Origin of the sequence: Marinobacterium stanieri, assembly GCF_900155945.1 — a bacterium.
GTDB lineage: Bacteria > Pseudomonadota > Gammaproteobacteria > Pseudomonadales > Balneatricaceae > Marinobacterium > Marinobacterium stanieri.
This window is the reverse complement of the sequence record NZ_FTMN01000003.1, coordinates 80,582-106,090: the sequence shown is the minus strand read 5'-3', so window position 1 is coordinate 106,090 and position 25,509 is coordinate 80,582. Positions and strand designations below refer to the sequence as shown.

The following is a 25,509-nucleotide window of genomic DNA, read 5'->3' as shown; positions in this document are numbered from 1 at the left end:
CCGACCTTGTTCAATTTCAGGCTGATGTACTGAACTGCTGGCGCAGGTTACGCTTCAGCAGTTTGCCCGATGAGTTTTTCGGAAGTTGCTGCACAAAGTGCACCTGTTTGGGTACTTTGAACGGCGCCAGGTTAGCCCGAGCATGGCTGATCAGCGCTTCGGCATCCGGGTCCGCATCCTGCTTCAACACTACAACCGCCGCGATCGCCTCGATCCATTTGTCATCGGGCACGCCGATGACCGCGACCTCATCAATACCCGGGTAGGTGTAGAGCGCTTCTTCAACATCCCGACTGGCCACCAGCACACCACCGGTATTTACGATGTCCTTGATGCGATCCACAATCCAGATATAGCCCTGCTCATCGCGATAGCCCAGATCACCCGAATGGAACCAGCCGCCATTGAAAGACTCAGCGGTTTCGGTCGGTTTGTCCCAGTAGCCGACCATCAACTGCGGCGAACGATGTACCAGCTCCCCCTGCTCGCCCGGTGCACATTCCTGACCCGTCGCCGGGTCGACAATCCGTGTTTCCACGTTAATGACGGGACGACCGCAAGACGCCGGGCGATCCTGATGTTCAGCCGGTGACAGCACCGTTGCCAGCGGCGCGATTTCACTCTGCCCGTAGCAGTTATACAGCCCCGAATCCGGCAGGCGTTCGCCCAGTTCTTTGACTATGGGTTCCGGCATGATCGACGCACCGTAGTAGAGCTTGGTCAGGTGCTGAAGCTCTGCCTCGACAAAATCATCATGATGCAGCAGCGCAATCCAGACTGTGGGCGGCGCAAAGAAGCTGTTCAGGTGCTTGGCCTTGAGCAGTTGCAAAATGGCATCCGGCGTCGGCGTATCCAGCAGATAGCTGTAGGCCCCCACCAACAGGCTTGGCATGGTAAATACATGCATCTGCGCAGAATGGTACAGCGGCAGCGCCGCCAGGCTGCGGTCTTCGGGTTTGATATCCAGGTGATACAGGCAGCTGAAGTACTCCGCCATCAGCGAACGATGGGTGTGCATGGCGCCTTTCGGGTCGGATGTAGTCCCGGAGGTATACAGAATCTGCACCACATCCTGCTCGGACAGTTCGACCTCTGGCGCCTGATCACTGCCACCACCGTTGGCCAGCTGCAGGATATCATCGCGCCCTTCGGCATTATCCGAATGCAGGCTGCCCTGGATAAACAGATCCAGCTGATCACCGACCTCCTCGACGAAGGCCTTCAGACTGTCATCCGCGAACAGCGCACGCGCCCCGGATTGCGTCAGGACGTAGACCAGTTCACGCTCGGTCAGTGAAAAGTTAACCGGCACGTGAATCAGGCCGGAACGGGTGCAAGCCAACCACAGAATCAGATAGGCATCGGAGTTCTTGCCATAGGCCGCGACGCGATCCCCCTTCTGCAGCCCCGAAGCCAGCAGGTGGTTGGCGACACGGTTCACTGCCGCATCCAGTGCCTGGTAGCACCAGCTCCGACCCTGGTATTCTAGCGCCAGCTTGTCCGGGTACTGCATGGCGGTACGATGAAAGGCATCGCCGATGGTATTGCGCGTCGTTTGTTCAACCACTGTGCGGGTTTGAGTGTCCAGATTCATACTACACCTCGGTTTTTATTGTTTTGTGTTGCCTAGCTCAGTTGTTCAACACCTTGCCGGTCGCCAGCAGATGCTCCATTCGCTGTCGTGATGCGGGGTTTTGCAGCAATAGCAGATTGCACTCGCGCTCCAGGTCACCGAAGGTGTCATACCATCCGGGTGTAACGGCTGCATTCAGTAGCTGCAGAAGTTGCTCTTCCAGCTCATATTGATAGCTGTTTTCTTCGCCATTCAACTGCGGTGAGCCCGCGCTCAGCGCAGGCAGGCTGTTAAAGCGGGTGCGGTCATCGACGCTGCGTAAGCGACGGGCCAGGGTAACCGCATCCGAAAGCACGCGGTCCCGGTTCATGCTGATGCCATCAGTTTCGCGCAGAAAACCCCGTTCGCGGGCTTCAATGGCTGAACCTGTTATCTGGGCATTGGCGATTAAAGCGAAGGTTTTCTCGACAGCAACGTCACTGCCAAAACGCTCCTGAGTGCGTGCCAGCAGTTCCTTGCAGCCACACCAGCCCGGCACGATACCCACGCTGGACTCAACCAGCCCCAGTGACGACTCGGCATGAATCTGCACACCATGGCAATGGAACATCAGTTCCACACCGCCGCCCAATGCCTTGCCAGCCACGGCAGCAACTACCGGAATATCGGCGTTACGAATGGCGGCAAACAGCTGTTGTCCACGGCGCATGTAGGTATCCAGCCCAGTCTCTTGCTCTGAAAGCTGCAGGAACTCCTTCAGATCGGCACCGGCAGCAAAAATACCGCTGTCGCTGTAGAAAATGAGCGCTTTATTCCTTGAGATCGCAGCGGCCAGGGCTGTCTCAATCTCATCCAGCAGCTGGTTACTCAGAGCGTTTACGCGGCTGGTAAATGCGAGGCACCAGGTGTCTTCATCCAGCTCATGCAGTACGCTTTGTGCAAAGGTGCGTACCGGCGCTTGCTGGCAGACCTTGTGCCACTCAATGATGCCTGCTGCCGGCTGATGGGGTTGGTAGACTCCCTGTTCATCGAGCTGCTGACCTTCCTGATAGCAGTGACGCCCTGCAGCCTGTTGCATGAACGGACTCAGCCCGGCCTCGCTGACATGCATCTGCTTCTCAAGCGCTGGCATGCCAATGCGATCCATCAACTCAAAGGGGCCATAGCGCCAGTTGTAGCCCAAACGCATGGCCGCATCGACTGCGCTGATTTCAGCCGCCACATCAGGTACCAGCCGTGAAGCGTAGTCCAACACTTTTATCAGCACCTGCCGTGCATAGCGGCCGCCCTTGTCATCCACCTGCATAAGCTCACCCAGCTGCCCCGGTTTCAGTTGGGCCGATGCCAGTTGGGAGGCCTGAGGGGCCCGGTAACTGAGCCTGTCCAGGTCCAGCACCTCTCTTATCTTGTGACCCTCGTCATCCAGACGCTGACGGTAGAACCCCTGCAGTACCCGTCCCTTGCGACCAAACCAGCTGTTTTTGACCATGCCGTTAATGACCGACACCGGTGATGCGTACGCCTGGAAGGAGTCTGTTTCTGGCAGAAGCCGGCTAAGACTGGCGGTCACTTCAGGCATCAGGTCAATGCCGACCAGATCCCAAAGCCCGAAAATACCCGTTTTGGGAAAACCACACACCTGCATCACGGCATCGGCATCTTCCACACTCAAATCCAGCGTGATCGCCTCCTGAAGCGCGACCTGCATCCAGTAAACACCCAACCGGTTGGCAATAAACCCGGGGCGGTCATTGCAGCGAATCACGGTCTTGCCCATGCAATGGTCAATAAAGGCATCTACGCGCTCAGCGACTTCAGGGCGTGTTTCATCCGAACTGACCAGTTCCAGCAAGCGCATATGGCGTGGCGGATTGAAGAAGTGCGTTACCACAAAGTGTTCACGCAGGGTCGCAGGCATGCCCTCCATGAGGGTTTCCAGCGGGATGGTCGACGTGTTCGAGGACACCACTGCATCCGCTGCACGTACCTGTTCGATGCGGCGGTAGAGGTCCTGCTTGATATCCAGACGTTCCACTACCACTTCGATGATCCAGTCCGCCTCGGCCAGCATATCCAGATCATCATCAATGTTGCCGACCTGAATGCGTTCAGCCACGGACACATCCATCAAGGCGCCTCTGGAGCCCGCTTTCAGCATGCGCTCGCGGGCACCCGCAGCAATGGCATTGCGTGCTTCGGCTGTATCACCCGGCGAGGTATCCGCGGCCGGTATATCCAGCAGGATTACGCGTGCACCACCATTCGCCGCTTGGGCGGCAATCCCGGCACCCATAACACCTGCGCCGATCACCGCGACTGTTTGAATCGGTTTGATTCCCTGAGCACTGCTCATGCTGCACCTCCCAGACGCTCCAGAATCAGGGCAATACCCTGGCCACCACCGATACACATGGTCACCAGTGCACGGCGTTTATTCTGGCGTTCCAGTTCATACAGTGCCTTAAGCGTAATCAGGCTACCGGTGGCACCCACCGGGTGCCCCAGCGCCACGGCACCGCCGTTCACGTTCACAATGGCAGGATCAAATTCCAGTGTCTGGGACACAGCCATGGCCTGTGAGGCAAAGGCTTCGTTGGATTCGATAATATCGATATCGGACATACGCAGGCCGCTCGCCTGCAGCGCCTTTTTCACCGCCGGAATCGGCCCCAGGCCCATCAAGTGGGGTTCGACGCCTGCGAACCCGTATCCCAGAATACGTGCTGTCGGCATGAGTCCACGCGCCTGCGCAACCTGCATGGAGGTCATCACCATGGCAGCCGCACCATCGTTAATGCCCGAGGCATTACCGGCTGTTACCAGGCCATCTTTCTTGAACGCAGGTCGCAGTTTCTGCAGGCTTTCCAGGTTAACATCACCGCGCACATGCTCATCTTCTGCAAACATGAGGGTTTCCTTGCCCTTGCGCACAGGTACCGGCACGATCTGCGATTTGAAATGCCCTGCTGCAATAGCGGCGGCGGCCTTGTGGTGACTGTCACAGGCGTACTGATCAATTTCATCACGGGTGTAGCCATATTGCTCGGCGATATTCTCTGCCGTTACACCCATATGCCCACTGTCGAATGGATCACTGAGGATTCCCAGTGTCATATCCAGTGCCTTGGCATCACCCATTCGCTGACCGTTTCGCATGCTCGGCAGCAGGTAGGCGCCACGGCTCATGCTCTCGGCACCACCCGCCAGTGCAATCGTGCTGGCACCAGACTGGATCAGTTGAGCGGTTGAGATCAGTGACTGTACCGAAGAGCCACACAGGCGGTTTACATTCAGTGCTGCCGAGCTATCCGGCAGACCCGCATTCAGCGCTATATGACGTGACAGATAGACATCCTGTGGACTGGTGGTAATGATGTGACCAAACACCGAGTGATCAATCTCACCGGCTTCTACGCCTGCACGTTCTATCGCAGCTTTTGCGGCAAAGGTACCCAGCTCGGCCGGCGTGTAGGCAGACAGGCTGCCGCCAAAGTCACCAATCGCAGTGCGAGCACCCGCAACAATCACGACATCCTGCAGTTTGACTGTATCGCTCATCATGTTTTTCCCTTTTATTGTTATCGGTTCAACCTGCTCGACCCAGCATGTCGCGGGCGATCACCTCTTTCATGATTTCCGAGGTACCGGCATAGATGGTTTGGATACGTGCATCCACATAGAAACGTGAAATCGGATACTCCAGGGTGTAACCGTAGCCACCGAACAGCTGCAAACAACGGTCTATGGAGCGACACTGCATCTCACTCAGCATCAGCTTCAGCGTTGCCGCATCGGTCCCGTTCATCAGGCCCTGCTGGTAGCGCTGCAGACACTGATTGAAATAGGCGCGCCCCATCTCCAGCTCCGCACGCACCTGCGCCAGACTGAAGCGGGTGTTCTGAAAATCGGCAATACGCTGGCCAAAGGCGCGGCGTTCCTGCACATACTCAAGTGTTAGCTGCAGAGCACCCTCGATGGCACCCAATGCCTGAGCTCCAACACCCAAACGCTCGCGCGCCAGTTCCTGCATCAGATACACAAAGCCCTGACCCGCTTCACCCAGTAAAGCGTCATCCGGCAGGATCAGATCGTCAAAGAAGAGTTCCGCGGTATCGCTGGCGTGCTGGCCAATCTTGCGGATCGACTTGCCACGGGAAAAACCGGGCAGCGAGGTATCCGCCAGAAACAGAGACACACCACGGGCTCCGGCACTGGGGTCGGTCTTGGCACAGATAATCACCAGATCCGCCAACTGCCCATTGGTAATAAATACCTTGGCACCATTGAGTTTCCAGCCACCCTCGACTTTCTCGGCGCTGGTACGCATGGCGGCAAGATCACTGCCCGCTCCCGGCTCGGTCATGGCGATGGCACCCAAGACTTCACCACTGGCCATACGGGGCAGCCAATGCTGTTTCTGGGCCTCAGAGCCAAGGTGGAGAATGTAGGGCATGACGATGTTGGCGTGGATGTTGTAGCCACTGGCCAGACCACCAAAGCCCTGGCGCGACATTTCTTCACAGATCATCAGGCAGATTTCGACGCCAGCTTCAGAACCGCCCAAAGACTCCGGCAGGTCTACGCCCAGCAGCCCGGCCTCGCCCAATCGGTTCCAGAGTTCACGTGGCACCTGATGCGCCTCCTCCCAGGCCTCATAATCCGGAGCCACTTCCTGTTGCAGGATGCGACGCACCATCTCTTCAAACAGTGCCTTATCTTCATTGCCCGCCTCTGGGGCAACAACAGACGTTGCCTGTGTATTCATGCTCAGCCCTTTTGTTGTTTTTACTTTAGGGGCCACCGGCCGGTTGACCTTTTACATCATTAAAGAGCCTGAGCCTTATCCTTTGAATGACCCTTGGGGTCTTTTTAATTGATCGGATAGGCCAATGCCTGCACACTGCTCCTGACTATCCGTTTCAAAACAGGTGGAATGCCATGCTCCCGCCCGACACCCGGCGCTCATCCGACAAGGCTCATATTGCCAACCACTACATACGGGCCAGTATTGGCGGTGCTTTGCGACAGGGCACTGATGCCAAAAGGCTTATGGCAGAAGCGGATATTCCCGGTCATTGGCTTGATAGCCCCGACAAATTGATTACCGAGCGACAACTCAGTGAGCTGGTGAAGGCTGCCTGGCGGGCGACCAACGACGAGTTTATGGGGCTATCGCCACATATCTGTAAGCGCGGTGTGTTTTCACTGGCCGCCGAATTATCCCAAGGGGCCAATACACTCGGCGGGATGCTCAAGCAGAGTGCACGCATGTACTCTGCCCTGTCGGATGATCTGGATATTGGTCTGGAGCTTGAAGGTTCCAGCCAGACCCCTCTGGTGTTTTTCCGCTTGCACCTACGACACCAGGGCGAGGATGCTGATCATTTTCTGCAGGAATTCATCATGTTGATGTGGCAACGCTTTGCCAGTTGGCTGGTGGGTCAGCAGATCCCCATTGCCAGTACGGTCTTTGGTTACCCTGCACCGGCCCACGCACGCGAGTATCGCGCCATGTATCTGGGTGAGCTGATTTACGAACAGCCCTGTTCAGGCTTTTATCTGCACCCGCGCTATCTGCAGCTGCCGATTATTCGCAACGCGGTTGAGTTACAGGCGTTTCTGCGAGATTGCCCTGCGGTAGTACTGCACCGGCCCGTGCGCGATAACAGCCTGCAAACGCGTATTCGCGTATTGCTGCAACGCTATGATCTTGAACAGATGCCGGAGCTGGACGAGATAAGCCAGCTGCTTGCCATCGCCCCGCGCACCCTGCGCCGCAAGCTGATGCACGAAGGCACTTCTATTCGCCAGATCAAGGAAAACCTGCGTCATGACTTTGCCCTGAAACTGCTGGCCAGTGAGCATCTGAGTGTGCAGGAAGTCGCTGAACAGAGCGGATTTGCCGAAGCGGCAGCGTTTTGTCGGGCCTTCAAGCGCTGGACAGGACAATCACCTTCGCAGTGGCGTCAGGCACGCTGCTGAGTCTAGATTTTTAAAACCCTCTTGACCTTACCATCGTTGGAAGGTCTATCGTCTTAGTCATTCAACACCCAAAGGAGGTTAACAATGCACCATCTCAAGGTTACCGGTATGTCCTGCGGCCACTGCGTGTCTGCTATCGAAAAAGCCGTCAAGGCACTGGACTCTCAAGCCGAGGTGTCCGCTGATGTGGCTACGGGCGAAGTGACTGTCAAAAGCGAAACCGAGTTTGCAGCGATCAGTGATGCCATTCGAGAAGCCGGCTACGAGAACCAGGCAATCAACGCCTGAGGGCCACACCTGAGGCCCGCTTCTGCCAAGGCTGTCCCAAGCATCTGCGCCCGGGACAGCCTTTTGTATTCCTGACAAGCTTTTTCAGCTCCTGTCACGCCTTTCCCTGTTATTACGCGTCAGTCCTCCGGCTTATCCTTGTTGCTGCCGCACCCGGAACCGGCCGTTTCATCACCCTTTTCGCTTCCCCATCCTTCAGAGAGCTCGTTGATTATCGGACAGTCGGGTCGAGAATCCCCCTGACAGTTGCCTGCCAGGTGGGAAAGTGTCTCGCTCATTTCCATCAACTGTTGCGCCTTGCGCTCCAGTTCGGCCACATGCTCTAGAGCGATACGCTTGACGTCGGCACTGGCTCGGTCACGATCCTGCCAAAGCGCCAGCAGCTCGGACATCTGGTCAACCGAGAAGCCCAGGTCCCGTGCACGCCGGATAAAGCGCAGGCGGTGTACATCCTTGTCCGAATAATCCCGATAGCCGGCTGCGGTCCGGGATACCTCGGGAATCAGCTCAATCGATTCGTAATAGCGAATCATTTTCGCCGACACACCGGATGCTTCAGACGCCTTACCTATATTCATGTTGCCCCCTTGCGTATACGATCAATTTCCAGCCACTTTTAGCCTCAAGCCGCCTGAGTCGGCGCCTTGAAACGGCGTAGCCTGAGCGCATTGGTCAGCACAAAGACTGACGACAGCGCCATCGCCGCAGCAGCAAAAATGGGTGACAACAGCAGGCCAAAGGCCGGATAGAGCGCCCCTGCCGCCAGCGGAATTAACGCCGTGTTATAGGCAAAGGCCCAGAACAGGTTCTGCTTGATATTGCGGATGGTTTCCTGTGACAGCGCAATGGCGCTGGGGATACCGCCCAGACTGCCGGACATGAGCACTACATCTGCTGCCTCGATGGCCACATCAGTCCCCGTGCCTATGGCCATACCGACATCCGCCGCTGCCAGTGCCGGCGCATCGTTGATGCCATCACCGACAAAAGCCAGCTTGCCATGTTGGGATTTGAGCGTATTCACCGCATCCACCTTGCCTTCCGGAAGCACTTCAGACACAACGTCATCAATGCCCAGCTGCTTGGCAATGGCTTCTGCAGTACGGCGGTTGTCGCCGGTAATCATCGCCACCTTCAGTCCCAGATCATGCAGTGCCTTGATCGCCTCAGGTGTAGATTCCTTGATCGGGTCAGCGACTGCCACAATCGCCGCCAGCTTGCCGTCAATCGCGGCATAAAGCGGTGATTTACCCTCATCGCCCAGACGCTCCGCCACGTCGGCAAAGGTCGCCACATCCAGGCCCAGCTTTTTCATGTAGCGGTCGGCACCGATATCCACTGACACGCCCTCGGCCTGCGCCTTGACACCAAAACCGGTCACGGATTCAAAGCTCTCGACCTTAGGCAGAGATAGCCCCTCATTCTCAGCCGCCTCGGTAATCGCACGACCGATGGGGTGCTCCGAGCGGGATTCCACGGCAGCAATCTTCGCCAAGACATCGCTGCGCTCAAAGCCCTCGGCCACTTCCAGGTCAGTCAGTGCTGGCTTGCCTTCAGTCAGCGTACCCGTCTTGTCGAGCGCGACGACTTTGGCGTCTTTCAGCAGCTGGAGCGCTTCACCCTTGCGGAACAGCACGCCCATTTCAGCACCACGTCCGGTACCCACCATGATCGAGGTCGGTGTGGCCAGCCCCATGGCGCAAGGACAGGCGATAATCAGCACCGCCACCGCATTCACCAGTGCCAGACTCAGGGCCGGTTCCGGCCCCGCGAAAAACCACACCAGAAAGGTGAGCAGCGCCGCCGTCATCACTGCCGGTACAAACCACATGGTGACCTTGTCCACCAGCCCCTGGATGGGCAACTTCGAGCCCTGAGCCTCTTCGACCATGCGAATGATCTGGGCCAGCACGGTTGTGCCCCCCACAGCCGTCGCCTTGAAAGTCAGCGCGCCTTTCTGGTTGACGGTACCGCCTACAACTTCGCTACCCGTCGCTTTTGCCACGGGCACGGGCTCGCCGGTGATCATTGACTCGTCGACATAGCTATCGCCGTCAGTCACCTCACCGTCCACCGGGATGCGCTCACCGGGACGCACTTCAACCAGATCGCCAGGCTGCACTTCGCCGATCCCTATTTCCACGGCTTTGCCATCACGGATAACGCGAGCTGTTTTAGCCTGCAGCCCCACCAGGCGCTTGATCGCCTGAGAGGTGCGGCCCTTTGCCCGCGCCTCGAAGAAACGGCCCAGCAATATCAGGGTGACGATCACAGCGGCCGCTTCGAAGTAGACGTTGGCGGTCCCCTCCGGCAGCAGCCCGGCAAAAAAGGTCGCAATGACCGAATACCCCCAGGCAGCGGAGGTGCCCAGCACCACGAGCGAGTTCATATCCGGTGCGCCCCTCAACAATGCCGGTATGCCCTTGCTGAAGAAGCGTCGCCCAGGCCCGAACAGCACCAGTGTTGCCAGTACAAATTGAATGTACCAGCTCAACTGCATGCCAATCGTATCGGCAATCAGGCCGTGCATGCCGGGAATCACGTGGGATCCCATTTCGATGACAAAGACCGGCAGAGACAGCACTGCCGCAATCGTCAGATCACGCTTAAGCCCGGCCAATTCGGCATCTTTCTTGTCGTCGCCTTCTTCAGCCTCGGCACCGGTTCGATCCACTTCACTGGCGCTGTAGCCGGCATCGGCCACGGCCGCGATCAGAGTTTCTGCAGGCAGATTACTGCGAATACTGGCGCGCTCGGTGGCCAGGTTGACGTTCGCTTCCACCACCCCGGGTACCGCTTGCAGGGCACGTTCCACCCGGCCCACGCAGGATGCACAGCTCATGCCCTCAACCGATAGCTCGGTCGTGGTCGCTGGCACGGTATAACCTGTCTTCTCAACCGCTTCGATCAGCGCGCCCGCATCCAGCTGATCATCGCCGCGTATATCGGCACGCTCGGTCGCCAGATTGACGGCAACCTCTTCCACATGCTCAACCTTCTTCAATGCGGCTTCTACGCGTCCAACACAGGAAGCGCAGCTCATTCCCTCAATCGGCAGGCTTATCGACGACTGTTTCTGTTGTGTCTCGGTATCCATCAGCTGCCTCCTTACAAGCATCTCATGATGATATTGCTTGACTATAAACCTTCCCACAATGGGAAGGTCAAGCGGGATAACGAGCTGCCCTGAATCAATTCGCCACAGTCCTGGTATGGCCATCCGCCCGAGAAAGACTATAATACTGTTTATTTATACAGTATTTGGATATCTATCGATGAACGCGGTTATTCTGGCGCGTGCCAGCACGCACACATCCCTGTCCATACCGCTCTTTATGGAGCGGGTACAGGCCGGCTTCCCTTCCCCGGCACAGGACTATGTTGAGCAGACACTGGATTTGAACGACCTGTGCATTCACCACCCGGCCGCCACCTATTTCGTGCGCGCCGAGGGCGACTCAATGATTGAGGTTGGCATCTTCAGCGGCGACATCCTGGTAGTGGATTCTTCCCTGTCACCCCGGCACGGCGATATCGTGATCGCCAGCCTGAATGGAGAGTTCACCGTCAAACAGCTGGAGCTCAAGCCCCATACGCGCCTGCTGCCCCGTAATCCGGCCTACCGCCCTATCCGCTTGCCCGAGGATTGCGAGCTGGATGTCTTTGGCGTGGTCACCAATGTAATTCACTCACTGCGCGGGCCGGACCGATGAACCCGGTTTTCGCTCTGGTGGACTGCAACAATTTCTATACCTCATGCGAACGGCGCTTCCGGCCAGATCTGGCAGGCGCCCCCATCGTGGTACTGTCCAATAACGACGGCTGTATTATTTCCCGCTCCGCCGAAGCCAAGGCGATGGGTATCAAGATGGGCGTTCCCTTTTATCAGATCGAGCCTTACCTGACACAACAGGGCGTGGCGGTATTTTCCTCCAACTACGCGCTCTATGCCGATATGTCGGCACGAGTGATGAGTATCCTGGAACAGGAATCCCCACGCGTAGAGATCTATTCCATTGATGAAGCCTTTCTCGATCTCAGTGGTATGGAATCGGTGGCAACGCTGGCGGACTTCGGTCGCCATATTCGCACCACCGTACAACAATGGACCGGCATTACCGTCTGTGTCGGCATAGCGCCAAGCAAGACACTGTCCAAACTGGCCAACCATGCCGCCAAGCGCTACCCCGCCACCGGCGGCGTGGTCGATCTGACCAGCCCGGAGCGCCAGCGACGCTTGCTGCAATTGGTCCCGGTCGATGAGGTCTGGGGCGTCGGAAGACGGCTGAGCAAACGGCTATATAAAGATGGCATCAAGACCGCACTGGATCTGGCCTGCTGCCACCCCAAAACCATCCGCCAGCAATATTCGGTCGTGCTGGAACGCACAGTGCGCGAGCTCAATGGCGAATCCTGCCTTTCACTGGAAGATGTAACACCGACCAAACAACAGATCATCTGCAGCCGCTCCTTTGGTGAACGTATTACCTGCTTCCAATCCATGCGCGAAGCCGTATGTGAATACACGGTAAGAGCCGCCGAAAAGCTGCGTGAAGAAGGCCAAACAGCCAAGCGCATCAACCTGTTTATGCGCACCAACCGGCATAACCCCGCAGAGCCACAATATATGCCGTCACTGGGCGCCGAACTCCCAGTGCCCACCGATGACACCCGCGATCTCGTCGCCGCAGCAATACGTTTGCTGCGATCAAGCTGGAAGGATGGATATCGATACATGAAAGCCGGCGTCATGCTGACCGACTTTTACGAGCCCGGCGTATATCAGCCCGGCCTGTTTGATGATGCCCACACCCGCCCAAACGCCAAGGCCCTGATGTCGGTACTGGACAAGATCAACCACAGCGGCAAGGGCCAGGTATTTCTGGCCGGACAAGGCGTACAAAAAGAATGGCGCATGAAACGCCTGCACGTATCGCCTGCCTACACCACCAACTGGCGATCGCTGCCGGTGGTGAAGTGAGTAGATGCCTGAGAACTCTGTTTAACCTTTGTCGATCGCATCGACATACCCTTAATCCATGTCGATTTTTTTGTGTTTTTTCGACATGAATATTTACTCGGTACCAAGCTTGATCCACCTGACACAAAAGCCCTTGCGTGCCATCACAGAGCCAGGAGTTTGAAGCAAGCTTAGGGACTTGGAGAGCGAGCAGTGCCAGATAAGCCGCAACAGGTTCAGTCACAGTTACCTGATCAGGTACACTTGTCGGAAAGCTTAGAGATAAAAGCAAGTCGCCCAGCATTACCAGACAATAAGAAGGTGTGGCAAGGATAAGCCGCAACTTCATGTCACAAACCCGCTATCACCCAAGGATGGACCCATGAAAACACTGCCCCACTTCACCCTTCTGCTTACGCTGGGTATCAGCATGCCAGCCAGCGCCGACATCTATAAATGCGAAGGCCCGGACGGCCGCAAGATTTACTCCGATATGCCGTGCAGCGCTGATGCCAAGCCTGTTCCGAAAGATGCATTCAGGGTCAACAGCGCGACGCTGGTGCCTGATGGCTCTGCTAAACCCGCAAAAAGCACAAAGAAAAAAGATAGCTCTGTTGCACTTGAGGTGAACCGGGAAGCGATCAGAACACGCTACAAGGAGTTGAAAGCACTGACACGGCGTCTTGTCGGGTATGACAACAAAGCCCTGCTCAAACGCGTGAATGGACGCATAGACGCCAATCTCAGGCGCGCACTCACCGCCAAGTCGGTATCCAAAGAACGCAGCAATATTCATCACCGGTTCGACAAGCAGGTCGCGGAAGCAAAGCGCCACTACCTCACCGACCACCCGGGGATGGCGCAGGCGCTGGTGACGCTGGAAGCCGAACGTGACGAAGCCCTGTACGGATTTTCGTCACGCTCCCGTGCACGCTGAAGTGTTAGCGCTTCGCCTGCATCACATCCGGTTCGACAAAGGGGTTGGGGTGGCCCTGAATGGCCTGGATACGCCGCGCCCTCGCTCGTTCCGCTTCATCTACCGGGTCCAGCGATGACCAGGCGGTAAACAGCTGTTCCTGTTTGCGGCTCAGCCGCACACCGTAGCGTTCAGCCATGTAAAAGTAGGTGCGGGCAATGTCGCCACGAACCTGCTCCGGCGGCTCGGCAACACGCGCCTTGAAGTCCACCTCAAAATCACACTGGCCATAGGCACGCGGCTCGCCGGCGATCATGCCGAAACGGTAATTGCTGCGGTCGCCATTGAGCTCACCTACGGCCGGAACCAGGTTGTACAGGTCCGCTTCCATCCGCTTGAACACCGGGTCCTTGCGACAGTTCTTGCGGCCGCCCTCCTGCCAGCATTGCAATTGATGGCCAAACTCCCAGGCGGGCATCACATGTTCCCACTCGATACGCCCAGAACGGTTAGCATTTTTACGCGGCTTGAGGCCACAGCTATCGGCGGCAGGCGTCAAACGGGTACGCCCCGGTTTATTGGGGACCGCCTGCTCGCTGTACTGACAGCCACAATAAAAAGTGACGCGATCAGAATTCTGATACACCTCTTTGGCGAGAATTTTCTTGGCGGAGTAAAAGGACGACGGGGTATCCGCGGCGGCGAACGTCGCCGAAACCGCGAGGATCAGGGGCAAAACAAGACGCATAGAGACTACCGTATGCAAACAGCTGAGCACACTTTATCCCTGTGCACCGGCGCCTTCCTTGCGCAGGCGGGATATTCAACGGATTTACCTTATAAATCAACCCTCTGCCTGCAAAAGTGAATCCTGTCTACGCGCAACGCGCTATAAGCAACGCAAACACGTAAGCCATAGCCCATGCTTGTCATATTATGACAGTCGATTGACCGATAATGTCACCTTTCAAAACATACAAACTTCAACCAACCCTGCGCAAACATGGGGCTTAGAAGCCAAATGACAATAAATGCCAGTGCAACTGGCGTGAAATGTCATTGGCTTGGCCAGCGGAATCCATGATGCTTGGTGCAACACTGAAAGACCTCTCAACGTCACCCGAGAGTGTCCAAGCCCAATAACAACACAAGGGGTTCACCACCATGCCCGAGTACAAGGCGCCACAGAAAGACATTCATTTCGTACTCAACGATCTGCTGGATTTCGAGCAGCATTACAGTCAGCTGCCGGGCTGCGAAGAAGCGACACCGGATATGGTCAGCGCCATCATTGAAGAAGGCGCCCGCTTCGCTGAGCGAGTTCTGGCCCCGCTGAATCAGGTGGGTGACCAGGAAGGCTGCCGCTTTGAAGACGGCCAGGTCACAACCCCCACCGGCTTCCGTGAAGCTTATCAGCAGTTTGTCGAAGGCGGCTGGCCTTCACTGTCGCACAGCCCCGAATGGGGTGGCCAGGGCCTGCCGGACTCCCTCGGCATGGTGGTCAGCGAACTGACCAGTACCGCCAACTGGGCCTGGGGCATGTATCCGGGCCTGAGCCACGGTGCCATGAATACACTGGAAGAACACGGCACTGAAGAGCAGAAGCAGACCTACCTGACCAAGCTGGTCTCCGGCGAGTGGACCGGCACCATGTGTCTGACCGAGCCCCATTGCGGTACCGACCTTGGCCTGCTGCGTACCAAAGCCGAACCCAATGCCGATGGTAGCTACGCCATCAGCGGCACCAAGATATTCATCTCTGCCGGTGAACACGACATGGCCGACAACATTGTCCATATCGTACTGGCACGCCTGCCGGATGCGCCGGCCGGTACCAAGGGCATCTCCCTGTTTATCGTACCCAAGCACCTGCCGACTGCCGATGGCGGTGCAGGTGAGCGCAATGCCGTTAACTGTGGCTCCATCGAGCACAAAATGGGTATCCATGGTAACTCCACCTGTGTCATGAACTTTGATGCTGCCACCGGTTACCTGATTGGCCCGGCCAACAAGGGCCTGAACTGCATGTTCACCTTCATGAACACTGCACGTCTGGGCACCGCCATGCAGGGCCTGGCCCATGCCGAGTGGGGTTTCCAGAACTCCCTGCCCTACGCCCGTGAGCGTCTGCAGATGCGCGCGCTGACTGGCCCGGCTGCACCGGACAAAGCCGCCGACCCGATCATTGTGCACCCTGAAGTGCGCAAAATGCTGCTGACGCAGAAAGCTTTCGCCGAAGGCGGCCGTGCGCTGATCTACTACTGCTCCATGCTGGTGGACAAGGTGAAGCTGGCCGACGGTGAGGAAAAAGCCAATGCAGATACCCAGCTGGCCTTCCTGACCCCTATCGCCAAGGCCTTCCTGACCGAAGTGGGTTTCGAAAGCGCCAACCACGCCCTGCAGGTGTACGGTGGCCACGGCTACATCAGCGAATGGGGCATGGAGCAGAACGTACGCGATTGCCGTATCTCCATGCTGTATGAGGGCACCACCCAGATCCAGGCACTGGACCTGCTGGGCCGCAAGGTACTGATGACCCAGGGTGAAACGCTGAAGAGCTTCACCAAGGTGATTCACAAGTTCTGCAAGGCCGCTGAGGAAGATCCGAAAATGCGCGCGTTCACCGGCCCTCTGGCCAAGTTGAACAGCGAATGGGGTGATCTGACCCAGCAGATCGGTATGAAGGCTATGATGAACAAGGAAGAAGTCGGTGCCGCCTCCGTGGATTACGTCATGTATTCCGGTTACGTCACTCTGGCTTACTTCTGGGCACGTTCGGCACAGGCTGCACAGCTGAAGCTGGCTGCCGGTGAAGGTGATGCGGCGTTCTACCGCAGCAAACTGACCACCGCGCGCTTCTACTTCGAGCGCATCCTGCCGCGTACCCGCGGTCTGGTCGAAACCATGCTGTCCGGTTCCGACAACCTGATGGAGCTGCCGGAAGACAACTTCATCTTCTAAGCAGCACACATGCGGTGGTTTTCCAGGGAGATTGGTCAACCACCGCTGCCAGGACAAAGCCTCTTGGCAACGCCCGATTGTCTGGCAATAAAAGCTGCCCGACAGAACAGCCCTCACAACAACAAGCATATGGGCATGAACATGATTAGGATGAACGACAACGGCCAACATATCCCGCCCTCACTCAACCCCGAGGGATATGAAGCCATCACCGATTTCTTCGCCGACGTATGCCAGCGCTACGCCGAGCGCCCTGCCTTTACCAGCCTGGGCCGCACCCTGAGCTACGCCGAACTGGACCGGCTGTCGGCGGCCTTTGCGGCTTATCTGCAGCAGGAAACCGACCTGGTGCCCGGTGACCGTATCGCCGTGCAGTTGCCCAACCTGATTCAGTACCCGGTAGTACTCTTTGGTGCCCTGCGTGCCGGCCTGGTTGTGGTGAACACCAACCCACTGTACACGCCGTCGGAAATGGAACACCAGTTCCGCGACAGCGGTGCCAAGGCCCTGGTGATCCACAAGAGCATGGCGCATAACGCCGAGAAGATCCTCGCCAAAACCGATATCCAGAACGTATTCGTGACCCAGGTGGGCGATCTGCACGGTTTTGTGAAGCGTCACCTGCTGAATGCGGCCGTCAAATACATCAAGAAGATGGAGCCCAAGTACTCCCTGCCGGGTGCCATCAGCCTGCGCACTGCGCTGCTCAGCCATATCGATAAACCCTATGAAAAGGTAGAGCGCAAACCCGGTGACCTGGCCGTATTGCAATACACCGGCGGCACCACCGGCGTATCCAAGGGCGCCATGCTGACGCACGCCAACCTGCTGTCCAATATGCTGCAGGGCCACGTGATCATCCGTGATGTCGCCAGCGACTGGGCTGCCAACGTCATCGCCCCGCTGCCGCTGTACCACATCTATGCCTTTACCGTGGCACAGATCATTATGGCCAGCGGCGGGCACAGCATCCTGATTCCCAACCCGCGCGATCTGCCGGGGCTGGTCAAGGAGATCGGCAACTGGCCTTTCACCACCTTCCTCGGCCTCAACACCCTGTTTGTGGCACTGTGCAACAACGAAGACTTCCGCGCCCTGGACTTCAGCAAGCTGCGCATGACCCTGTCTGGCGGCATGGCTCTGACCCACGCAGCTGGCGAGCAATGGCGCAAGGTCACCGGCTGCACTGTGATCGAAGCCTACGGCCTCACCGAAACCTCTCCGGCGGTCTCCATAAACCCGCCCGAAGCGATACGTTGCGGCACCATCGGTCGCCCGGTTCCTGAAACCGAGGTTTTCATTATGGGCGGCGACGGTGAAGCCGTGCCCGAAGGCATGCCCGGCGAGCTCTGCGTGCGCGGGCCTCAGGTAATGGCCGGCTATTGGCACAACGAAAGTGCCACCCGCGCCAGCTTTACCGATGACGGCTACCTGATCACCGGCGATATTGCGGTAATGGAAGAAGGCGGTTACCTGCGCATTGTCGACCGCGCCAAGGATCTGATCATCGTCTCCGGCTTCAATGTCTACCCCAATGAAGTGGAAGACATCGTTACCGAACACCCTGACATCGTCGAATGCGCCGCCATCGGTGTACCCGACCCGGTCAGCGGCGAGGTGGTGAAAGTCTTTGCCGTCACCCGCGATGACCAGCTGAGCGAGCAGGCCATTCGCGACTGGTGCCGTGAGCGCCTGACCGCCTACAAGGTACCCAAGGTGATTGAGTTTGTGCCGGAACTGCCCAAGTCCAACGTGGGCAAGATTCTGCGCCGCATGCTCAAAACCAATCACCAGGACGTGGCCTGAGGAGTCGTCGATGCCGCTTACGAAACCAACACGTCGACGCCTTCATCACCGCCGCCAGGTGCAGTGTGATGGCTATGAACGTGACGACGGTCTCTGGGATATCGAGGCTCATATCACCGATATCAAAACCTATGACCTGGATAATGCGGAACGCGGTGGCTATGTCAGCGCCGGTGAGCCTTTCCACGATATGTGGATGCGTCTCACCATCGACCGCGGCATGAAGATTCATGCGGTGGAAGCAGTGATTGATGCTTCGCCCTTCCCGCAGTGTCCAGCCATTGCCAGGCGTTTCTCCCAGCTCGAAGGCACACGCATCGGGCCTGGCTGGCACCGGGAAGCCAAGGAACTGTTCAACGGCATTCACAACTGTACACACCTGCACGAGCTGCTTGCGCCACTGGCCACCACTACGATTCAAACCCTGTGGCCAAGCGATGAGAAAAACGTGATGGAGCTAGCGGAAAACCTGTTGCTCGACAGCTGCCACGGCTGGTCACGTCACGAGTACACGGTGCGCAAATACATCCCACACAAATATGTACCGGCGGAACAGTCCAATGGCTAAGCCTGCCGAAATCACACTTAACAATGACAACCTGCGGTCATGCAATTCAATCACCGACCGCGATTGCCACGGAGTCTGACCATGTTGATGGAAGGAAAAGCAATACAACTGGCTGCCATCGAACCCGGGCTGTATGAGCTGGTCTTTGCCAGCCGGGACGATAGCGCCAACAAACTGAACCAGGCCACCATGGCTGAACTGCAACAGGCCGTTACCACCCTGAAAGCTCAGGACGACCTTAAAGGCCTGCTGGTTCGCAGTGACAAGGACAGCTTCATTGTCGGTGCCGATATCACCGAATTTGTCGGTCTGTTCTCAGCCGGCGCTGATGAGATCGCCAGCGGCCTGCAGCAGATGAACGCCATATTCAACAGCATCGAAGACCTGCCCTGCCCGACGGTGGCTGCCATCAATGGCGTCGCGCTTGGGGGCGGTTTCGAGCTTTGCCTGGCCTGTGACTACCGTGTCATGAACAGCGACGCCAAGGTCGGCCTGCCGGAAGTGAAACTGGGTATCTACCCGGGCTGGGGCGGCACCGTGCGCCTGCCGCGTCTGATCGGCGTGGATAATGCCAACGAATGGATCTGCGCTGGCACCGAGCAGCGTGCGAAAAATGCTCTGGCAGTGGGTGCTGTAGACGCCATCGTCGAACCCGAACTGCTGCGCGATGGCGCTCTGGACCTGCTGCGCAGCTGCGTCGCCGGCGAGTTCGATTATAAGGCACGCCGTACCGAAAAGCAGAGCCCGATCAAACTGAACCAGATCGAACAGATGATGGCGTTCGAATCGGCCAAGGGCATGATCGGTGCCAAAGCCGGTCCGCACTATCCGGCGCCGATGGCAGCTCTGGCGTCCATCCAGAAACACGCGAACATGACCCGTGATGATGCGCAGGCTGTTGAAGCCAAGGGCTTTGCCAAGCTGGCCACCAATGAGGTCACACCGGCACTGGTCGGCCTGTTCCTGAAAGATCAGCAGATCAAGCGCACCAGCAAGCGTTATGAAGCCGATGCCGAGCCAGTGCGCCAGGCAGCGGTGCTGGGTGCCGGTATCATGGGCGGTGGCGTCGCTTACCAGAGCGCGTCTCGCGGCACGCCGATTCTGATGAAGGACATCAGTGAAGATGCCCTGCAGCTGGGTCTTAGCGAAGCCTCCAAACTGTTTAACAAGCAGCTGGAGCGCGGCAAAATTGACGGCCGCAAGCTGGCCACCAGCCTGAGCCGTATCCGCCCGACCCTGAGCTATGGCGATTTCGGCAATGTGGACCTGGTCGTCGAAGCCGTGGTCGAGAATCCGAAGATCAAACAGAGCGTGCTGGCCGAGGTGGAGACCCAGTTGCCGGAAGGTGCCATCCTCACCTCCAACACCTCCACCATCTCCATCACGGAATTGGCCAAGGCCCTGAAAAAGCCGGAAAACTTCTGCGGCATGCACTTCTTCAACCCGGTACACCAGATGCCGCTGGTTGAGGTTATCCGCGGTGAGAAAAGCTCTGAAGCAGCCATTGGCCGCACCGTAGCCTACGCCAAGGCCATGGGGAAAACGCCTATCGTGGTTAACGACTGCCCGGGCTTCCTGGTCAACCGTATCCTCTTCCCCTACTTCGCGGGCTTTACCGGGCTGCTGCGTGACGGCGCCGATTACCGTCAGGTAGACAAGGTGATGGAACGCTTTGGCTGGCCCATGGGCCCGGCCTTCCTGCTCGACGTGGTCGGCATTGATACCGCCAAGCACGCCGGAGCAGTAATGGCAGATGGCTTCCCGGATCGCATGCGCAATGAAGGCGAAACCGTGATCGACCGTCTCTACAAGGAACAGCGTCTGGGTCAGAAAAACGGCAAGGGCTTCTATCGCTACGAGCCGGACCGCAAGGGCAAACCGAAGAAGCTAGTTGATGAGGAACTGCCGGCCCTGCTGGAAGGCGTGGTCGGCCCGGCCCGCGAATTCAGCGATGAAGAAATCATTGCCCGCATGATGATCCCGCTGTGCATTGAATCTGTACGCTGCCTGGAAGATGGCATCGTCGAAACACCTGCCGAAGTGGATATGGGCCTGGTATACGGCATCGGCCTGCCGCCGTTCCGTGGCGGTGCATTGTTCTACATCGATCAGATGGGTCTGCAGGCATTCTGCGATTTGGCTGACCAGCATGCAGAACTGGGCAAACTCTACCAGCCGACCGACAAAATGCGCGCCATGGCAGCCGCCGGCCAGACCTACTTTGGATAAGGAGAACAACCGATGAGTCTTAAACCCAACGATATCGTCATCATCGACGGGGTACGCAGCCCCATGGCCCAGTCCAAGGGCGGCTCCTTCCGCAACGTACGTGCTGACGACCTGTCTGCTGCCCTGATGAAAGGCCTGCTGACCCGTAACGCAGCACTGGACCCAACAAGCATCGATGATGTGATCTGGGGCTGTGTGAACCAGACCCTGGAACAGGGCTTCAACGTGGCCCGCAGCGCTGCCCTTTTGGCTGGTTTGCCGCACTCGGTCGCTGGCCAGACGGTCAACCGTCTCTGCGGCTCCTCCATGTCAGCTCTGCACACTGCGGCCCAGGCAATCGCCAGCGGCAACGGTGATACCTTCATGGTCGGCGGTGTTGAGCACATGGGTCACATTTCAATTCTGCACGGCATCGACGTGAACCCGGCCATGTCCAAGCAGATCGCCAAGGCATCCATGATGATGGGCCTGACCGCTGAAATGTTGGGCAAAATGAACAACATCTCCCGTGAAGAGCAGGACGCCTTTGCCGCCCGCTCGCACCAGCGCGCGCACCAGGCCGCCCTGGAAGGCCGTTGGGATAACGAGATCCTGCCGCTGGAAGGCCACGACAAACAGGGCTTCAAGAGCCTGGTCACCAGTGATGAAGTGATTCGTCCAGAAACCACTGTCGAGACGCTGGCCGGCCTCAAGCCAGCCTTCATGCCCAAGGGCGGTACCGTAACAGCTGGCTCCTCCTCCGCGTTCTCCGATGGCGCCTCAGCCATGCTGATGATGTCTGCCGCTCGCGCACAGGAGTTGGGCCTCAAGCCCCGCGCCCGCGTGATCGGCATGGGCGTTGCCGGCTGTGATCCGTCCATCATGGGTTACGGCCCGGTGCCAGCCAGTGAGAAAGCACTGAAGAACGCAGGCCTGACCATACAGGATATGGACGTGATCGAACTGAACGAAGCCTTTGCCGCACAGGCGCTGGCTGTCGTGAAGGGCCTGCGCCTGCAGGATGTGGTAGATGACAAGGTTAACCTGAACGGCGGCGCCATCGCCCTCGGCCACCCGCTGGGCTGTTCCGGTACCCGTATCTCCAACACATTGGTCAACGTGATGGAACAGCAGGATGCCACCCTTGGCCTGGCCACCATGTGTATCGGCATGGGCCAGGGTATCGCCACCGTCTTTGAGCGTTTGAACTAAGCATTAAGCAACTGATTGATGCCCTTTCAGCCCGGCCAATGAGCCGGGCTTTTTTATGCCAACAGCGAACTTACCGGAGCGTTAAGCACAGCCCAATACGTGTGCGCCCGATCAGGCCTCTTCTTCCATCAATGCCTGGATTTTGGCATCAGCCTGTTGTCGGGCCGGACGCTCAAGGAAAGGAGCGACGTAGGCTTCAAATTCCGGCTTGCGCGGGATGAGATTGAAGTCCATGCCAAAACGAAGCAGCGATCCCACATAAACATCCGCCGCCGTAAATCGATCACCGGCCACATAGGACCGATCAGCCAACCAGCTGGCCAGAGTGTCAAACGTCTTCTCGAAAGTACCGTACCCCAGGCTGCTCTGAAGCTCGTCTGTTTCCGGAATCCATCCCGCAGCATGATCAAACATGGCCGGTTCGCCACAGCCTGCAGCAAAGAACAGCCAACGGTAGTATTCGCCCCTATCTTCGAGCGCGGGCGCCAGTTCAGCTTGCGGGAAGGCATCCGCCAGGTATGCACAAATCGCGGCAGTTTCGGTCACGACAACATCACCATGTTTAAGCGCCGGCACCTTACCCATGGGGTTCAGAGCCAAGTATTCAGGGGCTTTCATGGTTGAGCTGTAGTCCAGTACGTGTACGGAATATGGCTGGCCAATTTCTTCCAGCATCCACTGCACAATGGCGCCACGGGACTGAGGGTGGGTATACAGAATCAATTCTTTGGTCATGGGTGTCTCCTTTCACTTGATGTGTGTGAGGAGACTTTACTGCCCACCACTGTCAGTTTCTGTCAGCAGTGTTTTTCGCCACTCTTTCATCATTTGGGAGCGACGTCTGGGCGTTTTCTCGGTCAGTAGCTGAGCCCCCTGAATGCGATCGATACGGAAATGGCGGTAGTCATCACGCAGCTCGCACCAGGCTGCCAGTACCTGTACAGAATCAAAGAACCCGACCGTTACCGGCCAGACAATACGCTGGGTTTTGGCGCCTTTTTGGTCCGAATAATCCAACAACAGTTTGCACTCATCGCTCAAGGCCTTGCGTATCAGCGGCAGGTCTTCACGCTCAGGCTGTGGACCACAGGGCACAACCACCAGCCCATCGTCATCAAACCGACGGCGCAGCTCATCCGGCAATACTGCACCCAGTTTTGCCATGGCATCCCGCGCTGCTTGCCCCAGAGGCCCATCAGTGCGTGTCCCCGCCCACTTCAGCCCCAATGCCAGCGCCTCGATTTCCTCAGGCGAAAACATCAGCGGGGGCAAAAGGAAACCGGGCTTAAGCACATAACCAAGACCGGGCTCGCCATCAATCTCTGCGCCCATCGACTGGAGGGTGGCAATATCCCGATACAGCGTACGCAGGGAAATACCGGTTTCCTCAGCCAACACGGCACCTCTTACCGGTCGGCGATGACGACGTAAAATCTGGAGAATATCGAGCAGGCGTTCGGTACGGGACATAGAGGCCAAATACAGATTGATTCAGGAGCGGGTAGTGTATGCCTAAAAGCATCAAAAGGCTGTAAGCGACGAAGCAATATGTCCATCAAGGATGGTCCATATAAGATAAAACGAGCCATATAAAAATATGGCTCGTAAAAATTACAAATGATAAAACCTATGGAATTTTAATTGTATTAACGCTATTCCTCAGCGCCTTTTCGTATTGAGGAAAGTCTTCTTTTGTAGAATTGAAGTTAAATAACAACATCTCTTTCCCATAGCTGGTTACCAGCATAATATTGTAAATATCAGTATCAATCGCATTGGACGTTACTTCGAAATAGATCCAGTCGCGTCCCGACAAATGGATCACTTCCTGCTTCTTCCACTCCACTCCACTCCAGGCACGACTCGCTCAAAAGTCGCTGCAAAATCCCCCATAAGCGCCTCCATCGGAGCTCCCGAAATGTCATGAGGCTTGAGGTCATAGGCAATTGTAGTACTACCCGTTTCATTCCCGACAACCCACCTCGGAGCACGGCTTTGAGGCCACTTGAAATCCAGTATCTCCTGCGATAAAGGGCCAAAATCATCGGGCGCTTCAAATGTTATACCCGTGTCGGCTACTTGAACTTCTTTCGCAAAACACAAGGTCGAAAGCATCAGGGCCATAATGCCAGAAATTATTTTCATTCAGCTATTCCATTTACTAAGGGTTAAAATGTCATGCGGGTATGCCTGATAAAAGGCAAACGCCTTCTGGAGCAAATGAAATGACTGAACGTGAGTACGGGAATATCACAGCCATCTTCCTCCTTGAAAACGAGCATGAATACTTTTCACAGGGTTAGGGCTACATCCTTTGCAGCCCGATTACCATGCGGAGGTGATACTGAGGTATTTCACTCAGATTTACCAGTACAACACCCTCCGGTCACAGTGCATGGCTGTGCTTGCTACCTACCGGTTCGTGCCAATCGGCAACAGGCACCCCGGCAAGATATTGCCTCACATAAAGACAAAACTGCCATACAGTCTTGCAACTCATTGATTTTAATAAACCATCATTCTGGCTCAAACCTTGCTAAGACTTTTTATAACCCAGCCAAGGAACCCCCAGATGATCAGGATCGATTCACTCACTACCCATACGTTTTCTCAGAGCAAAATCAGTCATGAGAACAAACAGATGGACTTTGCTGCACTGCTGATGGAAGAAGCCGCCAAGACGGCCACTCAGAGCAAGGAGACTCTGGAGCAGGATAAAGCTGTGTCTGGTCCCGATTTCTCCCAGGCTGAGCAAGTGGTGGAGCAGAATGCCCGCGAAGAGCTGCTGCGTATCCTGCAGATGTCCCCAGCCGAGCGTATTCGTTACCAGATGCTTCAGGAAATGGGGCTGACCGAAGAAGCCCTGGCCGCGATGCCGTTTGAAGAGCGCATGAAAATTGAAGCAATGATTGAGGAAGAGATCGAGCGCCAGCTGGCAGGCGGCAGCAAAGGGTCGGAGGGTATTCAGGAAATAGCTCAACAGGGGAAAACCCTGTGACTGCCATTAGTGGATCAATTACTTTAAGTAACCTTAC

At 56.9% G+C, this 25,509-nt stretch carries 21 protein-coding genes; 11 read left to right on the top strand and 10 right to left on the bottom strand.

The annotated features are described in order from the left end of the window. Window positions 1–16: 16 nt before the first annotated feature. From BW956_RS08015 to BW956_RS08000, 4 genes are read right to left on the bottom strand one after another with little or no spacing between them, the layout of a single operon-like run. On the bottom strand, window positions 17–1,594 hold the full coding sequence (locus tag BW956_RS08015; RefSeq protein WP_076462267.1) for a fatty acyl-CoA synthetase: 1,578 nt from the start codon (window positions 1,592–1,594) through the stop codon (window positions 17–19). A gap of 37 nt (window positions 1,595–1,631) precedes the next feature. After that, window positions 1,632–3,926, bottom strand: coding sequence for a 3-hydroxyacyl-CoA dehydrogenase/enoyl-CoA hydratase family protein (locus tag BW956_RS08010; RefSeq protein ID WP_076462265.1), 2,295 nt, complete (start codon window positions 3,924–3,926; stop codon window positions 1,632–1,634). Beyond that, window positions 3,923–5,131, bottom strand: coding sequence for a beta-ketothiolase BktB (bktB, locus tag BW956_RS08005; protein ID WP_076462263.1), 1,209 nt, complete (start codon window positions 5,129–5,131; stop codon window positions 3,923–3,925). Before bktB ends, BW956_RS08010 begins: the two co-directional genes overlap by 4 nt. Before the next feature lie 28 nt (window positions 5,132–5,159). Beyond that, entirely contained in the window at window positions 5,160–6,338 is a 1,179-nt protein-coding gene (locus tag BW956_RS08000) for an acyl-CoA dehydrogenase family protein (RefSeq protein WP_076462261.1), read from the bottom strand. Window positions 6,339–6,511: 173 nt separating this feature from the next. On the opposite strand from BW956_RS08000, the gene BW956_RS07995 reads away from it, so the two are divergent. Together BW956_RS07995 and BW956_RS07990 are read left to right on the top strand one after the other, a co-directional pair. Next, window positions 6,512–7,555 carry an AraC family transcriptional regulator gene (locus tag BW956_RS07995; protein WP_076462259.1) on the top strand — a complete coding sequence of 348 codons (1,044 nt, stop codon included), beginning with the start codon at window positions 6,512–6,514 and terminating at the stop codon, window positions 7,553–7,555. Between the two features lie 84 nt (window positions 7,556–7,639). Then, a complete protein-coding gene (locus BW956_RS07990; RefSeq protein WP_010323165.1) occupies window positions 7,640–7,843 on the top strand; it encodes a heavy-metal-associated domain-containing protein in 204 nt (67 codons plus the stop codon). Window positions 7,844–7,962: 119 nt separating this feature from the next. On the opposite strand, the gene cueR is transcribed toward BW956_RS07990, so the two are convergent. Further along, window positions 7,963–8,421 (bottom strand): Cu(I)-responsive transcriptional regulator, encoded by a 459-nt coding sequence (cueR, locus tag BW956_RS07985; protein ID WP_076462257.1) that lies wholly within the window; start codon window positions 8,419–8,421, stop codon window positions 7,963–7,965. 44 nt (window positions 8,422–8,465) lie between these two features. Next, window positions 8,466–10,940: a heavy metal translocating P-type ATPase gene (locus BW956_RS07980; RefSeq protein WP_076462255.1), complete on the bottom strand. Its 2,475-nt coding sequence runs from the start codon at window positions 10,938–10,940 to the stop codon at window positions 8,466–8,468. 178 nt (window positions 10,941–11,118) lie between these two features. On the opposite strand from BW956_RS07980, the gene umuD reads away from it, so the two are divergent. The 3 genes from umuD to BW956_RS07965 all read left to right on the top strand — a co-directional run bounded on the left by umuD (window position 11,119) and on the right by BW956_RS07965 (window position 13,740). Beyond that, window positions 11,119–11,556 carry a translesion error-prone DNA polymerase V autoproteolytic subunit gene (gene umuD, locus BW956_RS07975; RefSeq protein WP_076462253.1) on the top strand — a complete coding sequence of 146 codons (438 nt, stop codon included), beginning with the start codon at window positions 11,119–11,121 and terminating at the stop codon, window positions 11,554–11,556. Next, complete coding sequence (gene umuC / locus BW956_RS07970) at window positions 11,553–12,824, top strand: translesion error-prone DNA polymerase V subunit UmuC (RefSeq protein ID WP_076462251.1); 1,272 nt, start codon at window positions 11,553–11,555, stop codon at window positions 12,822–12,824. Before umuD ends, umuC begins: the two co-directional genes overlap by 4 nt. Before the next feature lie 361 nt (window positions 12,825–13,185). Next, entirely contained in the window at window positions 13,186–13,740 is a 555-nt protein-coding gene (locus BW956_RS07965; RefSeq protein ID WP_076462249.1) for a DUF4124 domain-containing protein, read from the top strand. 4 nt (window positions 13,741–13,744) lie between these two features. Here BW956_RS07965 and BW956_RS07960 read toward each other — a convergent pair whose 3' ends face one another. Then, the gene (locus BW956_RS07960) at window positions 13,745–14,467 is read right to left on the bottom strand and encodes an endonuclease (RefSeq protein WP_076462247.1); all 723 of its coding nucleotides are present in this window, start codon (window positions 14,465–14,467) and stop codon (window positions 13,745–13,747) included. A gap of 416 nt (window positions 14,468–14,883) precedes the next feature. Between BW956_RS07960 and BW956_RS07955 the strand changes: the two genes are divergently transcribed. The 5 genes from BW956_RS07955 (at window position 14,884) to fadA (ending at window position 22,474) form a co-directional block, all read left to right on the top strand. Then, window positions 14,884–16,680 (top strand): acyl-CoA dehydrogenase C-terminal domain-containing protein, encoded by a 1,797-nt coding sequence (locus BW956_RS07955; RefSeq protein WP_076462245.1) that lies wholly within the window; start codon window positions 14,884–14,886, stop codon window positions 16,678–16,680. Window positions 16,681–16,821: 141 nt separating this feature from the next. Beyond that, a complete protein-coding gene (locus BW956_RS07950) occupies window positions 16,822–18,486 on the top strand; it encodes an AMP-binding protein (RefSeq protein WP_420811649.1) in 1,665 nt (554 codons plus the stop codon). A gap of 10 nt (window positions 18,487–18,496) precedes the next feature. After that, a complete protein-coding gene (locus BW956_RS07945; RefSeq protein WP_076462241.1) occupies window positions 18,497–19,054 on the top strand; it encodes a DUF2889 domain-containing protein in 558 nt (185 codons plus the stop codon). 81 nt (window positions 19,055–19,135) lie between these two features. Further along, window positions 19,136–21,283, top strand: coding sequence for a fatty acid oxidation complex subunit alpha FadB (gene fadB / locus BW956_RS07940; RefSeq protein ID WP_076462239.1), 2,148 nt, complete (start codon window positions 19,136–19,138; stop codon window positions 21,281–21,283). Window positions 21,284–21,295: 12 nt separating this feature from the next. Continuing rightward, window positions 21,296–22,474: an acetyl-CoA C-acyltransferase FadA gene (gene fadA / locus BW956_RS07935; RefSeq protein ID WP_076462238.1), complete on the top strand. Its 1,179-nt coding sequence runs from the start codon at window positions 21,296–21,298 to the stop codon at window positions 22,472–22,474. Window positions 22,475–22,585: 111 nt separating this feature from the next. Here the strand turns inward: fadA and BW956_RS07930 are convergent, their stop codons facing one another. The 3 genes from BW956_RS07930 to BW956_RS22615 form a co-directional block, all read right to left on the bottom strand. Beyond that, a complete protein-coding gene (locus tag BW956_RS07930; protein ID WP_076462236.1) occupies window positions 22,586–23,209 on the bottom strand; it encodes a glutathione S-transferase family protein in 624 nt (207 codons plus the stop codon). A gap of 36 nt (window positions 23,210–23,245) precedes the next feature. After that, window positions 23,246–23,944 (bottom strand): helix-turn-helix transcriptional regulator, encoded by a 699-nt coding sequence (locus BW956_RS07925; RefSeq protein ID WP_076462234.1) that lies wholly within the window; start codon window positions 23,942–23,944, stop codon window positions 23,246–23,248. Window positions 23,945–24,295: 351 nt separating this feature from the next. Then, window positions 24,296–24,619 carry a hypothetical protein gene (locus BW956_RS22615; protein ID WP_244894334.1) on the bottom strand — a complete coding sequence of 108 codons (324 nt, stop codon included), beginning with the start codon at window positions 24,617–24,619 and terminating at the stop codon, window positions 24,296–24,298. A gap of 427 nt (window positions 24,620–25,046) precedes the next feature. Between BW956_RS22615 and BW956_RS07915 the strand changes: the two genes are divergently transcribed. Continuing rightward, on the top strand, window positions 25,047–25,472 hold the full coding sequence (locus tag BW956_RS07915; RefSeq protein ID WP_076462232.1) for a hypothetical protein: 426 nt from the start codon (window positions 25,047–25,049) through the stop codon (window positions 25,470–25,472). The last annotated feature ends 37 nt before the right edge of the window (window positions 25,473–25,509 follow it).

Excerpts from the sequence above, each read along its gene's own strand:
- BW956_RS22615 (WP_244894334.1), bottom strand. The coding sequence starts at position 24,619 with ATGAAAATAATTTCTGGCATTATGGCCCTGATGCTTTCGACCTTGTGT.
- BW956_RS07965 (WP_076462249.1), top strand. The coding sequence starts at position 13,186 with ATGAAAACACTGCCCCACTTCACCCTTCTGCTTACGCTGGGTATCAGC.
- BW956_RS07995 (WP_076462259.1), top strand. The coding sequence starts at position 6,512 with ATGCTCCCGCCCGACACCCGGCGCTCATCCGACAAGGCTCATATTGCC.
- BW956_RS07930 (WP_076462236.1), bottom strand. The coding sequence starts at position 23,209 with ATGACCAAAGAATTGATTCTGTATACCCACCCTCAGTCCCGTGGCGCC.
- umuD (WP_076462253.1), top strand. The coding sequence starts at position 11,119 with ATGAACGCGGTTATTCTGGCGCGTGCCAGCACGCACACATCCCTGTCC.
- BW956_RS08000 (WP_076462261.1), bottom strand. The coding sequence starts at position 6,338 with ATGAATACACAGGCAACGTCTGTTGTTGCCCCAGAGGCGGGCAATGAA.
- BW956_RS07960 (WP_076462247.1), bottom strand. The coding sequence starts at position 14,467 with ATGCGTCTTGTTTTGCCCCTGATCCTCGCGGTTTCGGCGACGTTCGCC.
- fadB (WP_076462239.1), top strand. The coding sequence starts at position 19,136 with ATGTTGATGGAAGGAAAAGCAATACAACTGGCTGCCATCGAACCCGGG.
- BW956_RS08010 (WP_076462265.1), bottom strand. The coding sequence starts at position 3,926 with ATGAGCAGTGCTCAGGGAATCAAACCGATTCAAACAGTCGCGGTGATC.
- bktB (WP_076462263.1), bottom strand. The coding sequence starts at position 5,131 with ATGAGCGATACAGTCAAACTGCAGGATGTCGTGATTGTTGCGGGTGCT.
- BW956_RS07915 (WP_076462232.1), top strand. The coding sequence starts at position 25,047 with ATGATCAGGATCGATTCACTCACTACCCATACGTTTTCTCAGAGCAAA.
- BW956_RS07945 (WP_076462241.1), top strand. The coding sequence starts at position 18,497 with ATGCCGCTTACGAAACCAACACGTCGACGCCTTCATCACCGCCGCCAG.
- umuC (WP_076462251.1), top strand. The coding sequence starts at position 11,553 with ATGAACCCGGTTTTCGCTCTGGTGGACTGCAACAATTTCTATACCTCA.
- BW956_RS07950 (WP_420811649.1), top strand. The coding sequence starts at position 16,822 with ATGATTAGGATGAACGACAACGGCCAACATATCCCGCCCTCACTCAAC.
- BW956_RS07925 (WP_076462234.1), bottom strand. The coding sequence starts at position 23,944 with ATGTCCCGTACCGAACGCCTGCTCGATATTCTCCAGATTTTACGTCGT.
- BW956_RS07980 (WP_076462255.1), bottom strand. The coding sequence starts at position 10,940 with ATGGATACCGAGACACAACAGAAACAGTCGTCGATAAGCCTGCCGATT.
- BW956_RS07990 (WP_010323165.1), top strand. The coding sequence starts at position 7,640 with ATGCACCATCTCAAGGTTACCGGTATGTCCTGCGGCCACTGCGTGTCT.
- BW956_RS08015 (WP_076462267.1), bottom strand. The coding sequence starts at position 1,594 with ATGAATCTGGACACTCAAACCCGCACAGTGGTTGAACAAACGACGCGC.
- cueR (WP_076462257.1), bottom strand. The coding sequence starts at position 8,421 with ATGAATATAGGTAAGGCGTCTGAAGCATCCGGTGTGTCGGCGAAAATG.
- BW956_RS07955 (WP_076462245.1), top strand. The coding sequence starts at position 14,884 with ATGCCCGAGTACAAGGCGCCACAGAAAGACATTCATTTCGTACTCAAC.
- fadA (WP_076462238.1), top strand. The coding sequence starts at position 21,296 with ATGAGTCTTAAACCCAACGATATCGTCATCATCGACGGGGTACGCAGC.